The sequence below is a fragment of the Paraburkholderia phenoliruptrix genome (assembly GCF_902859825.1).
Classification (GTDB): domain Bacteria; phylum Pseudomonadota; class Gammaproteobacteria; order Burkholderiales; family Burkholderiaceae; genus Paraburkholderia; species Paraburkholderia phenoliruptrix.
Genome location: NZ_CADIKB010000036.1, coordinates 1 through 14,409, shown reverse-complemented (window position 1 = coordinate 14,409; position 14,409 = coordinate 1). Strand labels below are relative to the sequence as shown.

Annotated in this window: 13 protein-coding genes; 5 read left to right on the top strand and 8 right to left on the bottom strand. The window is 61.8% G+C overall.

Annotated elements, in window-relative coordinates:
- Positions 1-10 precede the first annotated feature (10 nt).
- Positions 11-949 carry a LysR family transcriptional regulator gene (locus HV711_RS26275; protein ID WP_035480833.1) on the bottom strand — a complete coding sequence of 313 codons (939 nt, stop codon included), beginning with the start codon at positions 947-949 and terminating at the stop codon, positions 11-13.
- Between the two features lie 174 nt (positions 950-1,123).
- Between HV711_RS26275 and HV711_RS26270 the strand changes: the two genes are divergently transcribed.
- Entirely contained in the window at positions 1,124-1,903 is a 780-nt protein-coding gene (locus HV711_RS26270) for a putative hydro-lyase (RefSeq protein ID WP_013592010.1), read from the top strand.
- A 64-nt stretch (positions 1,904-1,967) separates the two neighbouring features.
- Entirely contained in the window at positions 1,968-3,269 is a 1,302-nt protein-coding gene (locus HV711_RS26265; RefSeq protein WP_035480830.1) for an MFS transporter, read from the top strand.
- Positions 3,270-3,332: 63 nt separating this feature from the next.
- On the opposite strand, the gene yjfF is transcribed toward HV711_RS26265, so the two are convergent.
- From yjfF to HV711_RS26240, 5 genes are all read right to left on the bottom strand, one after another.
- Positions 3,333-4,430 (bottom strand): galactofuranose ABC transporter, permease protein YjfF, encoded by a 1,098-nt coding sequence (gene yjfF, locus HV711_RS26260; protein WP_035480828.1) that lies wholly within the window; start codon positions 4,428-4,430, stop codon positions 3,333-3,335.
- Entirely contained in the window at positions 4,427-5,470 is a 1,044-nt protein-coding gene (locus tag HV711_RS26255; RefSeq protein ID WP_014973232.1) for an ABC transporter permease, read from the bottom strand. The genes yjfF and HV711_RS26255 overlap by 4 nt, the downstream gene beginning before the upstream one ends.
- On the bottom strand, positions 5,467-7,080 hold the full coding sequence (locus tag HV711_RS26250; RefSeq protein WP_035480825.1) for a sugar ABC transporter ATP-binding protein: 1,614 nt from the start codon (positions 7,078-7,080) through the stop codon (positions 5,467-5,469). The genes HV711_RS26255 and HV711_RS26250 overlap by 4 nt, the downstream gene beginning before the upstream one ends.
- A gap of 243 nt (positions 7,081-7,323) precedes the next feature.
- Positions 7,324-8,262: an ABC transporter substrate-binding protein gene (locus HV711_RS26245; RefSeq protein ID WP_175126358.1), complete on the bottom strand. Its 939-nt coding sequence runs from the start codon at positions 8,260-8,262 to the stop codon at positions 7,324-7,326.
- Between the two features lie 372 nt (positions 8,263-8,634).
- Positions 8,635-9,246 carry an alpha-ketoglutarate-dependent dioxygenase AlkB family protein gene (locus HV711_RS26240; RefSeq protein ID WP_035480820.1) on the bottom strand — a complete coding sequence of 204 codons (612 nt, stop codon included), beginning with the start codon at positions 9,244-9,246 and terminating at the stop codon, positions 8,635-8,637.
- A gap of 240 nt (positions 9,247-9,486) precedes the next feature.
- On the opposite strand from HV711_RS26240, the gene HV711_RS26235 reads away from it, so the two are divergent.
- Positions 9,487-10,071 (top strand): malonic semialdehyde reductase, encoded by a 585-nt coding sequence (locus HV711_RS26235; protein ID WP_014973228.1) that lies wholly within the window; start codon positions 9,487-9,489, stop codon positions 10,069-10,071.
- Positions 10,072-10,080: 9 nt separating this feature from the next.
- Here HV711_RS26235 and HV711_RS26230 read toward each other — a convergent pair whose 3' ends face one another.
- Positions 10,081-10,419: a hypothetical protein gene (locus tag HV711_RS26230; protein ID WP_013592002.1), complete on the bottom strand. Its 339-nt coding sequence runs from the start codon at positions 10,417-10,419 to the stop codon at positions 10,081-10,083.
- 428 nt (positions 10,420-10,847) lie between these two features.
- Here HV711_RS26230 and HV711_RS26225 point away from each other — a divergent pair, with 428 nt between their 5' ends.
- Positions 10,848-12,011 carry a metallophosphoesterase gene (locus HV711_RS26225; protein ID WP_035476779.1) on the top strand — a complete coding sequence of 388 codons (1,164 nt, stop codon included), beginning with the start codon at positions 10,848-10,850 and terminating at the stop codon, positions 12,009-12,011.
- A gap of 98 nt (positions 12,012-12,109) precedes the next feature.
- Here HV711_RS26225 and HV711_RS26220 read toward each other — a convergent pair whose 3' ends face one another.
- A complete protein-coding gene (locus HV711_RS26220; protein WP_035476777.1) occupies positions 12,110-12,646 on the bottom strand; it encodes a hypothetical protein in 537 nt (178 codons plus the stop codon).
- 343 nt (positions 12,647-12,989) lie between these two features.
- Here HV711_RS26220 and HV711_RS26215 point away from each other — a divergent pair, with 343 nt between their 5' ends.
- Complete coding sequence (locus tag HV711_RS26215) at positions 12,990-13,244, top strand: GlsB/YeaQ/YmgE family stress response membrane protein (protein WP_014973224.1); 255 nt, start codon at positions 12,990-12,992, stop codon at positions 13,242-13,244.
- Positions 13,245-14,409 lie beyond the last annotated feature (1,165 nt).

Sequence of the window (14,409 nt, the reverse complement as noted above, 5' to 3'; positions counted from 1 at the left end):
ACCGGCTTTTCTAGCGCTTCGCGATCAACTGTCGCCCCATCGCTCGCGCATATTGCTCGCATGCGTTGCGCGCGACGCGCGCCGCCGCAAGCACGCCGACATCCGCGTCGTCGCGGTAATACATCGCCACGTTGATGGCAGGCGGCAGCGGTCGCACCTGCAAATGCCCCAACTCCCCGCTCGTCAGATACGGCTCGACAAAAAGCGCGGGCACTGCGGCGATGCCATAACCGTCGCGCAACAGTTTGACGATGACGGCGACTGACGGCATGCACGTGACCTGCGTGTCGGCGAGGGGCACGCCAGCGCGTCGCGCAAGCGTCTGCACGATGGCCTCGACCGCGATTTGCGGCGCAGTGCCGCGTCCGAACGTGAGCACGGGTTTGCTCAGCAGCACCCCGACATGTTTTGCGCGACTGGCGGGAATGAGGTCGCTGCGCGCGATCCAGCGCACCGGATAACTGGCGAGCAACGCCGACACCATCGACGTCTCCTCGTCCCCCGCTTCTTCCACCTGAATCACGAGGTCGAGTTCGCCCGCGCGCAAACGCGGCCCGAGCACCGCGCTCGAATCGACAGTCAGATCCACCACGATGCGGTGGTACTCGAGGTTCAGCATGCGAATGTAGTCGGGCAGCCAGCTATGCACGACCGTTTCGATCACGCCGAGGCGCAGCCGCGTCGCGAGTTGCGTCTCGTCCTGAGCGGCAAGTTGCAGCGAGCGCGTAGCCTGCACGACGGTGCGCGCGTGCGCGAGCAGCCGCTCGCCATTTGCTGTGAGCCGGAATTCGGGCGCGTCGCGCTCGATCAGTTCGACGCCCAGCTCCGATTCAAGGGTCTTGATACGCAGCGAGATCGCGGCGGGGGTGGCGTGCATCGCAGCCGCAGTCGCGCGAAAACTGCTGAGTCTCGCCAGCGTGAGAAACGTTTCTACAAAGCGGGTATTCATTGCATCAGGTCTCGCACGAGCGGACGGCGCGGGATTGTCGCCGGAAAAGCGCTAATTGGACGTTAAGTTTAATTTAACAAAACGCAAGAAAAACTCGCTGGATGGATATTTTTGGCGTTACTAACCTGCAAACGCATCACCGTTCGGTCTCCGTCAACGTCAATCGAGTCGTTCATGTCCTACACGCCATCCGAGTTCCGTCAGCAGATCCGCAGCGGCCGCTTGTCGGGCCCGACCGCGGGCTATTGCGGCGATTATGCGCAAGCCAATCTCGCCATTCTTCCGCAGCAATATGCTGATGATTTCCTGCGTTTCTGCACGCTCAACCCGAAGGCCTGCCCGCTGCTCGGCGTTGGCGAACCGGGCGACTGGCGCGTGCCCTCGCTCGGCGCGGATCTCGACATTCGCAACGATGTGCCGGCGTTTTACGTGTATCGCCATGGCGAACGAGCCGAGGAAGTGCGCAGCCTCAACGAACTGTGGCGTGAAGATCTCGTGGTGTTCGCGATCGGTTGCTCATTTTCATTCGAGGAGATGCTGCGCCGCGAAGGCATCGGCCTGCGTCACATCGAACAGCAGCTCAATGTGCCGATGTACCGGACGCGCGAGCCCAACGTGCGCGCCGGCGTGTTCGGCGGAAACCGCGTCGTCTCGATGCGGCCGATGAAGGCCGCCGACGCGATCCGTGCAATTCAGATCACGAGCCGCTTTCCCGCCGTGCACGGCGCGCCGGTGCATATCGGCGATCCTGCGCTCATCGGCATTCGCGATCTCTCGCGGCCCGATTTCGGCGATGCGGTGACAGTGCACAGCGATGAACTACCCGTGTTCTGGGCGTGCGGCGTCACACCACAAGCGGCGATAGAAAGCGCGCGCCTGCCGTTCGCAATTGCACACAAGCCGGGGCACATGCTCGTCACCGACATTCCGAACACCACGCTCGCCGTGATCTAACGCGGCGCCATTTCATACAGGTCGCGCGCCAGCACGCGCGTCATCACAAGACCGGAGCTCAAGCATGGAAACCGAAGCGCAATTGACCGCCGACGCCGAACGCTACGGCACACCCGACGCAGGAAAAGGTCCATTCGCATGGTATCGGCAGATCTCCGCTGCCGAGAAGCGCGCGTTCTGGAGTTGCAAGATCGGCTACGTGCTCGACGCAATGGACACGCAATTCCTGAGCTTCGTAATTCCGACGCTGATCGCGACGTGGGGCATCACGCGTGGCGACGCGGGGCTGATCGGCACGGTTACGCTATTGAGTTCCGCGGTGGGCGGATGGGCGGCGGGCGTGCTGTCGGATCGCGTCGGCCGGGTGAAGACCTTGCAGATCACGATTCTCTGGTTCGCAATATTCACGCTCGCCTGCGCACTCGCGCAGAACTTCTCGCAATTGCTGTGGGCGCGCGGCTTGATGGGACTCGGCTTCGGCGGCGAATGGACGGCAGGGGCCGTGCTTATCGGCGAAGTGATTCGCGCCCGCGACCGCGGCAAGGCGGTCGGGCTCGTGCAGGCCGGCTGGGCGATCGGCTGGGGCGTATCGACGCTGCTCTTCATGGCCGTGTTTTCGCTCGTCCCCGCCGACTATGCGTGGCGCGTGCTGTTTGCAATCGGCATCGCGCCTGCGCCGTTCGTGATCTGGATTCGACGTTTCGTTGACGAGCCCGAGGTGCATCGTCGGCAAAAGGAAGCGCAGGAGACGGCGCAGACGCGCCCTTCTCTATTCGATATTTTCCGCCGCGACATCGTGTGGACGACGTTGCGCGCGTCGATTCTCGCGACCGGCGTGCAAGGCGGCTACTACGCAGTGACCACCTGGCTGCCGACGTATCTGAAGACCGAACGCCACCTGAGCGTGATCGGCACCGGAGGTTACCTGGGCGTGGTGATCGTCGGATCGTATTGCGGCTATCTGACGGGCGCGTATGTGAGCGACCGTATTGGACGCAAGCGCGCATTCATCGCGTTCGCTCTGGCTTCATGCGCGATTGCCTCCATCTACACGCAGCTTCCGTTGGACAACGTGTCGATGCTCGTGCTCGGTTTCCCACTCGGCTTTTGCGCATCCGGCATTTTTTCCGGCATGGGCGCGTTTCTGACCGAACTGTTTCCCACGCGTATCCGCGGATCGGGCCAGGGCTTCTGCTACAACTTCGGGCGGGCCATAGGTGCAACGTTTCCGTTCCTCATCGGCTATGTGTCGCAAACCATGACGCTCGGCCACGCGATCGGCGCCTTCGCGGCGGCGGCATACGGGATCGTGATTCTCGCGGCGCTTACGCTGCCGGAGACGCGAGGCCGGGCGCTCGACCAGTAAAGCCCCCTCCGCGAGGGAAAGCGGCCCGCACAGTGCGTTCGGGCCGCCGTTGCGAAGCGCTGGTCACGCTTGTCCGGGGGCGCGGCCTATTACGTGCGAATCGGATGCTGTTGAAGGCTCGCCATGCGCGCGCTCGCGTCCCGAAGTCACCACAGCGCCTGTGCCGCCGGGACGCCTCACCGACTTCGCATGCCGTTCGATCAGCCGCTGCAGCAAACAGAAAGCGCACAGCAGCGCGCCGATCACAATGCGGGTCCACCACGAGCTCAGCGTGCCGTCGAACGTGATCAGCGTCTGGATCGTGCCGAGAATGCCGACGCCGAACAACGACCCGATCACATAACCGACGCCGCCCGTCAGGAGCGTCCCGCCGATCACGGTCGCGGCAATGGCGTCGAGCTCCATGCCCTGCCCTTGCAAACCATAACCGGACAGCACGTAGAAGGTGAAAACGGCACCACCGAGCGCCGAGCAGAAGCCGCTCAGTGCATACACACCAATGCGCGTATGCGCGACCGGGAGCCCCATCAGCAAGGCCGAGCGGGCATTGCCGCCCACCGCGTAGACATTGCGGCCAAAGCGCGTGAAGTGCGCGATGTAAATGGCGAGCACCAGCGCAACGAACGCGATCAGCACATTCGCGGTGACGGAGCCGACGCCGATATCGAGCCGGAATGCCGAGATGGCGCGAAAGGTCGGATCAGTGATGGTGATGGATTGCGTCGTGATCAGGAAGCACAGGCCGCGTGCGAAAAACATGCCGGCGAGCGTCACGATGAACGCCTGCAGCCGGAAGAAGTGGATCAGCGCGCCTTGCACGGCGCCGAATACGGTGCCCATCAGCAGGACGATCGGCAGGATGATCCACACCGACATATGCAGGCGCTCGGACAACACCGCTTCGACGATCGTTGTGAGTGCAACGATAGAGCCCACCGACAGATCGATGCCGCCCGACACGATCACGAACGTCATGCCGATCGCCACAATCAGCAGGAACGCATTGTCGACGAGCAGATCGAGCAGCACCTGCCATGAGAAAAAGCCGGTGTACATGACGGAGCCAAAGCCGAACAGCGCGCAGAACAGCAGGATCGTCACAGCAATGGGTAACGTGCGCGGGTCGACAATATGCGCGCACGCGGAAAAAAACCGTCTCATCGCGCCACCCCGCGTTGCCTGATGATATGCATACCGAACGAAACCGCTAGCGCTCTTGCCGCAGGCGATTGGATCACACTGACCGCCAGCACCACCGCTGCTTTCACGACCAGCGTCGCTTCGGGCGGCACGCCGATGGAATACGTCGTATAGGTGAGCGTCTGGATGATGAGCGCGCCGAGCACCGTTCCCGCCAGACTGAAGCGGCCGCCGAGGAGCGACGTTCCGCCGAGCGTCACGGCGAGAATCGCGTCGAGCTCCAATAACAGGCCCGCGTTGTTGCCGTCCGCGCTACGCACGTTCGAGCTGATGAGAATGCCGGCCATCGCCGCGGTCAGTCCCGAGAAGCCGTACACCGCAAAAACCAGTGCTTTCGAGCGCAAACCGACGAGGCGAGTCGCAACGGGATTGACGCCGATGGCTCGAATGAAGAGCCCCAGCGCCGTTCCTTCGACGAGCGCGGCCGTGGCCAGCACCGCAAGCGTCGCGATCCATACCGAGCACGGTACGCCGAGCCAGTATCCGCCACCGACGAACAGATAGCCGGGCGCGCCGATCGGAATGATTTGCCCTGCCGTCAGCAGTTGCGCGATGCCGCGGCCCGCGACCATCAGAATCAGGGTGGCAATGATCGGCTGCATGCCGACAAACGAGACCAGCAGGCCGTTCCACATGCCGCTCAGCACGCCGACGATCAACGCGGCCAGCAGCGCCTCTGCGATCAGGCTGCCGCTCGCCACCGACTGCGTGGCGAGGATCGTGGCCGCCGCCGCGCCGGCGATTGCAACCACTGCGCCGACAGAAATGTCGATGCCGCGCGTCGCGATGACGAGAGTCATGCCCGTCGCGACGAGCACGAGCGGCGCCGCACGGTTCAGCACGTCGATCGGCGCGCCGAACAGATGGCCGTCGAGCATGCGCAGCGACAGGAAATGCGGATTGACCCACAGATTCAGCGCGCACAGCAAGGCCAACGTCACGCATGGCCAGATCAGCGGACGCTCGACGCCGTCACGCGCGAGCCAGTTCGATAGCTTCATTCGCCGCTCCCCGCGATGAGTCGATAGATATTGTCTTCATTCGATGCCGTGCCTTTGACCTCAGCGATCTTGCGGCGGTCGCGCAGCACGGCCACGCGATGACTCACGCGCAGCACTTCGCTGATCTCAGAGGAAATGAACAGAATGCTGAGCCCGTTCGCGCACAACGCGAGCAGGCGATCCATGATGTCGAACTTCGCTGCGACGTCGATGCCGCGCGTGGGCTCGTCGAGAATTAGCAGTTTTGGATCTGTCGCCAGCCAGCGCGCGAGCAGCGCCTTTTGCTGATTGCCGCCTGAGAGCAGGCCAATAGGCTGCTCTGCATCGGAGGCCTTGATGCCGAGCCGCTCGATCCACACATCGGCCAGTTCGCGCGCGCGCTGCCGGCTGATCTTGCGCCACCAGCCACGCCTTGCCTGCAGCGCCAGCAGGATGTTCTCGCGAATCGACAGGTCCGCGACGATGCCCTCTTTCTTGCGATCTTCGGCGCAGTAGGCAATGCCGTGGCGCACTGCGTCGTGCGGCGAGCGTAGCCGCACGGGCTTGCCGTCGACGAGCATCGTGCCGCTGTCCGCCCGGTCGGCGCCGAACAGCAGCCGTGCGGTTTCGGTGCGCCCCGAGCCAAGGAGGCCCGCGAGTCCAAGTATCTGACCACGCTGCACGTCGAGATCGATTGGCTGCAGCGTGCCGCGCTTGCCGACACCGCGCAGTTCGATAAACGCGGGCGCCGTGCTTTCGCTTTGCGCTTCTTCGCCGGCATCGGATGCTTCATGAGCGGCTTCGCGCAGCCGCTCGCTCATGCGCTCGTGACCGACCATCTTCGAGACCAGCAGATCGGCAGGCAGATCTCGCGCGAGGTATTCGCCTTCGCGCTCGCCATTGCGCATGACCGTGATCCGGTCGGAAATGGCATACGTCTGCTCAATGAAGTGGGTGACGAACAGAATCGCAATGCCGGATTGCTTAAGATGCCGAAGTATTTTGAAGAGTTGCGCGACTTCGCTATCGTCGAGGCTCGACGTAGGCTCGTCGAGAATCAGCACGCGCGCATCGACGGAAAGCGCTCGTGCGATCGCCACCATCTGCTGGACTGCGATCGGATACGCGTCGAGCGAGCGCGTGACGTCGAGCGCGATATCGAGGCGCGCGAGCGCGGCTTGTGCGCGGCGTTTGATGTCGGGCCAGTCGATCGCGCCGAAGCGCCGCGGCTGCCGGCCCGCGAAGATGTTTTCGGCGACCGAGAGGTTTGGACAGAGATTCACTTCCTGGTAAAGCGTGCGCACGCCCGCCGCCTCGGCTTCCTGCGGCGATGCGAACGCCACGATCTCGCCCGCGAGGCGGATCGTACCGGAATCGGGCGCGAGCACGCCCGTAAGCACGTTGATCAGGGTCGATTTGCCGGCGCCGTTCTGGCCCATCAGCGTATGAACTTCGCCGGGGAAGAGTCGGAAATCGACGCCCTGCAGCGCCTTGACGCCGGGAAATGTCTTGCTGATGCCGGTCGTGGCGAGGATTGGCTCGCGTGCGTTGCCGTCGTCGGAAGTGGCGGCGGCAGCGGATGCAATCGAGTTCGCGGCCGGCGGATGGGATTCGGAAGCGGGATGCGTCATAGACCTCGCTCGAGCGGCGGTGCGTTGATGTCGTGGTGCTTTCGTGCCGGGGGTGCCTACAGGACCGGGTTCGGCAAGCTCCAGCATCGGTGTGAAAAGAGACCGTCCGCTGCCCAAGCAATCGGACGGTCAGGCACCGCTGGAGAAACTTTACCCGCTGCTTCGCCTGTTTGCGCCTCGTGCTGCGCCATTCGATCCAGCAGGCAGGTTAACTTATTTATAGGGATGACTAATTAATCGTGCTTAGTACTTACGCGTCGGCAATGTCTGTGCTGCGACGCTCATCGGGAACACGGTCTCTTCCGTGAGGATGCGCTTCGGCAACGGCTTGCCGGCCACGACGTCTTTGACTGCCGACATCAGTTGCGGTCCGAGCAGCGGACTGCACTCCACGTCGACGTTCATCTTGCCCGCGGCCATCGCCTGGAAGCCACCCTTAGTGGCGTCGAACGAAACGACAACGACGTCCTTGCCCGGATGCATGCCCGCCTCTTCCATGGCCTGGATCGCACCGAGCGCCATGTCGTCGTTATGCGCATAAACCACGTTGATCTTGTTGCCGTAGCTCTTGATAAACGCTTCCATGACCTGCTTGCCGCCGGCCAACGTGAAGTCGCCGCTTTGCGACGCGATGATCTTGAACTTCGGATCGCTCTTGATCACTTCGATCAGGCCAGCGTGCCGGTCGTTGGCAGGCGCGGAACCGACCGTTCCCTGCAATTCGGCGATGTTAATGGGCCCTTGGGCGTCCTTGTAGTGGTCGGCGAGCCACTTGCCACCGCGGCGGCCCTCCTCCAGGAAGTCGGAGCCGATCATCGTCACGTAGAGCGAGGTATCTTTGACGTCGATATTGCGGTCGGTCAGGATCACCGGAATCTTCGCAGCCTTCGCCTCACGCAGCACGGGTTCCCAGCCGGATTCGACGACTGGCGAGAAGGCGATCACATCGACCTTTTGCGCGATATAAGAACGGATCGCCTTGATCTGGTTTTCCTGCTTTTGCTGCGCGTCTGAGAACTTGAGCTTGATCTTGGCGTCGGCGGCAGCGGACTTCACCGACTCTGTGTTGGCGGTTCGCCAGGCGCTTTCCGCGCCGACCTGCGCGAAGCCCAGCGTGATCTGTTTGTCCTCTGCGTGTGCGCCGGGCGTTGCCAGCGTCAGCGCGCCGAAACCCGCGCACATCGCGAGCGCGCCCAACGCACGACATGCGGCGCGTCGTGTATTCGCCATGACTGTCTCCTGATCGTTGTTGTGTAGGCGATCCACCGGATACGCCGGCCCTTGCGGCCATCGCGATGTATGGATCGTGATGTAGCGTAGTGTGCGGGGCGTTAACAGTCCAATCATATGATTCGCGTCGCCAATATCAATTTTGATATAGGACGCGGGATGGGCGGTGTTGTTGTGAACCTTCCAGGTGCTGGGAGGGCTTTCGGCCGGCTTCGGGTTGACATCAGAGGCGCGGCTGAGTCGCAAACCCGGTCCACGCGGGTTTTTATGCGCTTACTACAACAAGCGCCTCCAGCCGGCGAAGCCAGAGACGGATGGCGGTCATCAGCCCGATGCGCGGCCGGTCTGCTCCCGGGGCGTGACGAAGCGGAACGTAAGATTGATGCGCTCGCCGCTCACGCGTGGTTCTTTCGGCACCCGGTGCCGCCACTCCGCCTGCGTTTTGCCTTTCATCACCAGCAGACTGCCGCCTTTGAGCGAAAAGGACTGGAGGGCGCCGGTCCTGTTGTGCCGCAAGTCAAAGACGCGCGCTGCGCCGAGGCTCACGGAGGCAATCACCGGTTCGGGCCCAAGCTCCGGCTCGCGGTCGGCATGCCATCCCATGCTGTCCGCGCCGCTCCGGTAGCGATTGAGCAGGACGCTGTTGAACCGGGCATTGCACGCGGCCTCGGCAGCGGCCTTGAGTTCGAGGACGGCTGGCGTCCATGGGCGCGGCAGATTGCGGATGCCGGAATAGACATACACTGCATCGGGATCGCCCTGCCATGCCGTCAGCCGCGGCAGCGCGACCCGGCCGCCGGGCGTGCCCATCGTGTCCTGCCGCCATTCGACTTCCCCGATGACCCGGACAAGGAGCTGATCGGCCTTTTCCGGCGGCAGCCAGTCGGGATACCAGTCGACGTCGGGCGCCGGAACGTCATCGAAGAGATCGGTCATAAGTTTTCTGCCTCGGGAAAGCGCTGGGCGGGCCCGCCGGTACGTTGACTATTATGGCGGGGTCGGGCGGCGGGTTACTGAAGCGGCTTATGGTTTTCGTTGGCTTTCTTCGCGGTCCTCGAGGTTGGGGACGTATTTGCGCTTTGTCAGTGCTGGGGAACGCGTCCGTTGGAGAGTTTCATGTCCCGGAAATCAGCGCCACCGCCCTTTCCCCTTTTTAAACTTGACCGGACAATTATCATGCCCCTTTCAGACCACGCACTCGACGAACTGTTTCGTCATGCGCGCACCCACAGTGCCTGGCAGCCGAAACCCGTCGATGACGCGGTGCTCGAGCAACTTGTCGAGTTGACGCTACTCGGCCCCACCTCGGCCAATTCAAGTCCGGGACGTTTTGTCTTTGTCAAAACCGCAGCCGCCAAGGAGCGGCTGCGGCCGGCGTTGTCAGCGGGCAATGTCGACAAAACGATGGCGGCACCCGTGACAGTGATTGTCGCGATGGATATGGCGTTCTATGAGTACCTGCCGAAGCTCTTTCCGCACGCCGACGCCCGCAGTTGGTTCGCCGGTAACGACAAGGCGATTGCGGACACGGCGTTTCGCAACTCCACGCTGCAAGGCGGCTATCTGATTCTCGCGGCTCGGGCCCTCGGTCTCGACGCGGGCCCGATGTCGGGCTTCGACGCCGACAAGGTCGATCAGGCGTTTTTTGCCGGCACGACTATCCGGTCGAACTTTCTGATCAATCTTGGCTATGGCGACGCGTCCAAGCTATATTCCCGCAGCCCGCGCCTCAGCTTCGACGAAGCCGCCCGGATAGAGTAAAGCGCGGCTTCAACTGAAGATTGCGACGTAGAACACCACCACGCCGATGACTGCGCCGACAAAGCAGAAACTTTCTTGCGTGTCGTCGCCGTTTGAGCGAAGCCATGCGCCGACGACGCCGAAAAGCCCCGCTATCCCCAGCGCCACGCAAAGCATGACGACGTCAAACAGCGCGCTTTTCCCAAGCTCTGAGAAATCGATATTGCGCACGGCTAGATACAGACCGAGCGCCATCAGCGATATGCCGACGAGAGGCAGCATCACGTGGCTACCCTCGTACCCCACGTGATGTGCGCGGTGCGCAGAGTCGCCGTGGTGAAAACGATGACCTGGTCCGAGCAGCTTCATGATTGCCTCCTGCCTCGCCCACTGCAGGCGAATACCACAACTGAGCTGGTCCGCCGCCGCGTCAGCAGGCGTTGCAGCGACGCTTGGGGCGATCAGCTCACTTTCAGCATAGTCCACGTGTATCCGTAATTCAAAACCCATTTAATTGGGTTGCCCCGGAGGCTTTGAATATTGCACGGCTCCAGAGCACGCTAGTTGACACTGATTGCCATGCTTGCCTCATCGTCGCCGTGACGCAGCACGACGTGCGGGCCGCGCCGCTTGCGGACCGGGATTCTTGCACCGTCGGCACGCCGCTGCGCATGCCGGTAGAATGGTCCGGCCGTTAACCGCATTGCTGCGGCGACTGGCCGCCGCCGGCATTCCGCTCGCATTTCGCTCGCACTTCGGTCGTATCATGCCGGCCTTCATCCGCCCTGACTTTTCCTATGCGCCGCTCATCGTTTCTCGTACGCCTGATTGTCATCGGCATCCTGCTGCACATCTACGTCGGCTTCCGCCTGATTCCCGACATGCCGGTTAGCGTCACCGTGCGCTGGCTGTCGGGATTGTGGCTCGTACTGTCCGTCTTTCTCATTCCGCTCGGCATGCTCGCGCGCACCATCAAACGGCAGCCGTTAGGCGACCGGCTCGCGTGGATCGGCTTGCTGGCGATGGGCTTCTTTTCCTCCCTGCTGGTCCTGACCTTTGTGCGCGACCTCGCGCTTGCTTCGCTGATGACCCTCGACGCGATCTCGCCCGACATGATTGCTCTCACGCATTGGCGGACCGGCACGGCCGCAGCCGTGCCACTGCTCGCAATACTGTCGACACTCATCGGCCTCTTCAACGCCCGCCGACGCGCGCGAGTCGTGACAATCGAGGTGCCGATCGACGACTTGCCTGCCCCGCTCGACGGCTTTACGATCGTTCAGATCAGCGACATTCACGTGGGCCCTACCATCAAACGTCGCTATGTCGACGCGATCGTCGACGCCGTGAATCGGCTGAAGCCCGACCTCATTGCCGTGACAGGCGATGTGGTAGACGGCAGCGTCCCACAACTGACCCATCACACGCAACCGTTGTCGCGGCTCTGTGCGCGCCACGGCGCGTTTCTCGTTACAGGCAACCACGAGTACTACGCGGGCGCCGATGCGTGGATCGACGAATTCCGCCGCCTCGGACTCAATGTGCTGCTAAACGAGCACGTGGTCGTGCAGCACGACGGAGCGCGCGCCGTGATTGCCGGCGTGACGGACTATTCGGCCGGTCATCACGATCCGCTACATCGCAGCGACCCAATGGCCGCGATTGCGGGTGCACCCGGCGATGTGCTGATTAAGGTGCTGCTCGCGCACCAGCCACGATCCGCCGAAGCCGCCGCTGAAGCCGGCTTCACACTGCAACTCTCAGGTCATACACACGGCGGTCAGTTCTTCCCGTGGAATTTCTTCGTGCGGTTTCAGCAACCGTTTACTGCAGGCCTGGCGCGTCTCAATGGACTGTGGGTCTATACGAGCCGCGGCACCGGCTATTGGGGACCACCGAAACGGCTTGGGGCACCGTCCGAAATCACACGATTGCGTCTTGTGCCCGGGGAACCGGATTAAGCCGAGAACCCGGTGACGCAAACCGTCGCGCTTGAGAATCTCTGCGTTTTTTGTGCTCTAGAATCACTTGCACGCGAGCCGCGACGTAAATGTGCGGGTCATTGCGCGGGCGCCACGGCAACGTTGATTTTCGGCGCAAACGCCACCAAAACCTGCATCCCCGGTGTCACGTTGACGAGCTTCGCCGGATCGCGGCCTTGAATGTGAAACACAGAGCCGTTCGCCCCTTTCAATGCCATGACACCGGAAGCGTGATCGATTGCCTGCACTTGCGCGCTTACGTTCTGCTCAGGGTTCTTCTGCGCGATCGGTGCAACGACGGCAGCACTCGAGCTTTGCCCATCCGCTGCGCGGGTAACGCTGATCACGGCATTGCGCATCATGCGGATATGGACCTTTCCGCCTTGCGTAATCCTCTCAAGATCTCGCGTATCCGCCACCTCGAATGATGCCTCGCTGCCTTGCGCGTCGCGCACGGTTACCGAATGCTTGGCACGGTCCACAGACTTCACGACTCCTTCGGCCTGCAACGTGCTGCTTCCTTCAAAGGGCGCGGGAAGCCCCGCGGCGAGCGACCAGAACGGAGCGGCAGCGACGAACGCGCCGGCAACCATGCCCAGAACTTTTGCTTTCATACATTCCTTACTGACGTGGACGGCCCTGAGCGGGCACCGTGATGCGAACCGGGATTGTGTGCGCCGTGGCACAAAGCCATTGCCATTGCGCACTCAGATCCGGAAAGTGCAACCAGTGTCTTTTTAGTGATGGCCGCCGTCAATATTTGGAGTACGTATTACTTCGTCGATCGGTCTACGCTGCGCGTCGAATTTTCTCTAAACCTTACACGGGCGTGTCTACACCTGCCCTGCAGCAGATTCAGACAATGTTAATTCCGCATCCTGAATATGGACTGACGACGGACGTTCGACTAAGCTCTGTCACCGTGCATTGTTCACACTCAACCATGGAGCTTCGATTATGGAACACGGCATCATTGCGTGGCTTGTCATTGGCGCCATTGCGGGCTGGCTGGCCGGCGTGCTCGTCAAGGGCGGCGGTTTCGGCCTTATCGTCGACATCATTGTCGGTATTGTCGGCGCGTTCATTGGCGGCTGGCTCGCGCGCGTGCTGCATATTTCGTTAGGTGGCGGCTGGATCAGCTCGATCATCACCGCGGTCATTGGCGCGGTCATCCTGCTGTTTATTATCCGACTGGTCCGACGCGGTAGCTAAGCACGCACTAGTGTGCTCAGGCATCAGCGGCAATCTCTCTGATGCCTGCTTTACGCGTCACTAACTTGCGCATCGATTTGCAATGCCGCCACGTGGCATGCGATCCTGCGCAACAGCGCAGGATCGGCGGAAAATCTGTTACCGCGGTGAACGAACGTTGCCCTTTCTTTCCGACCTCTTCAGTTAGGAATGCTGATTATAAGACTTAAGCCCAAACATCGGCCCAGCCCTGCTTCCTCACGCCCGGTCGAAGTCCCGCTTTTTTGATCGCCATACGAGGCACCTAACGGCCTCGCTCCGCTGCGCGAGACGTTCAACGCCCAGCGAGCGTCAGTATGATGTATGAAGCGCCGACAAATCACTCCTGGACGGCGGCATGCGACGCAAACCAGGTATGAGTTCTTGTGATGGCGGCAAACGTAGATCGTGCGTACACGACCGAAAGGACGGAAATGCTGCGGCACGCTGACAACCGTAGACTCATGCTCACATATACGATCGAGCAGCGAGCATGAGACTGTTGCCTCTGTCTCTTCGACCCGCGGTGCTGAAGAGTATCTGACTCGTCTGCAATGGCGGTCATCGCATACATATGGCGATCTTCCGGTATTGCGCACGGCATGAGAGCCGACGTCGTGCTGACGCATGTTGTACGTCCGCGAGCGTGCTTTAAGGCAGTGGCAAGATACTGCCGTCAATCGCGTTATTGCCACGGAGCGCGGGCCGCGCCTCTCTTGCACCGTCGCACCCGTCGCTCAACATACGGTGTGCCCAGCTACCTATGCGAGAGGGCGGGCGATGCGATAAACGTCTGTGTGATGTAGTCCTGGCGGGGATTTTTCGAGGCGGAGATATGGGAGACTCGTTGCTTGGGTCTGCCAAGGGAGGTTGCGTGCGACAGGTATTGTTAGCGAAGACCGGCCGAACCGATACGCCAAATGAGGTGCTGCCTCGAAGCGCTGCCCGGATCTACTAGCCAATGGGTCGCAAGAATTGAGCGGTAGTGACTTAACTACGTTCGCCATCCGGCTGCCGTCAGCACGATGGGGCCAATCGTTTCCATAACGCTGTTCCCGCGGGCCGTAAACGCAGAAACCCCACCTTTGCGGGGTGGGGTATCTGACGGTGGTGGGGAGCCTGACGATTACCTACTTTCACACGGGTA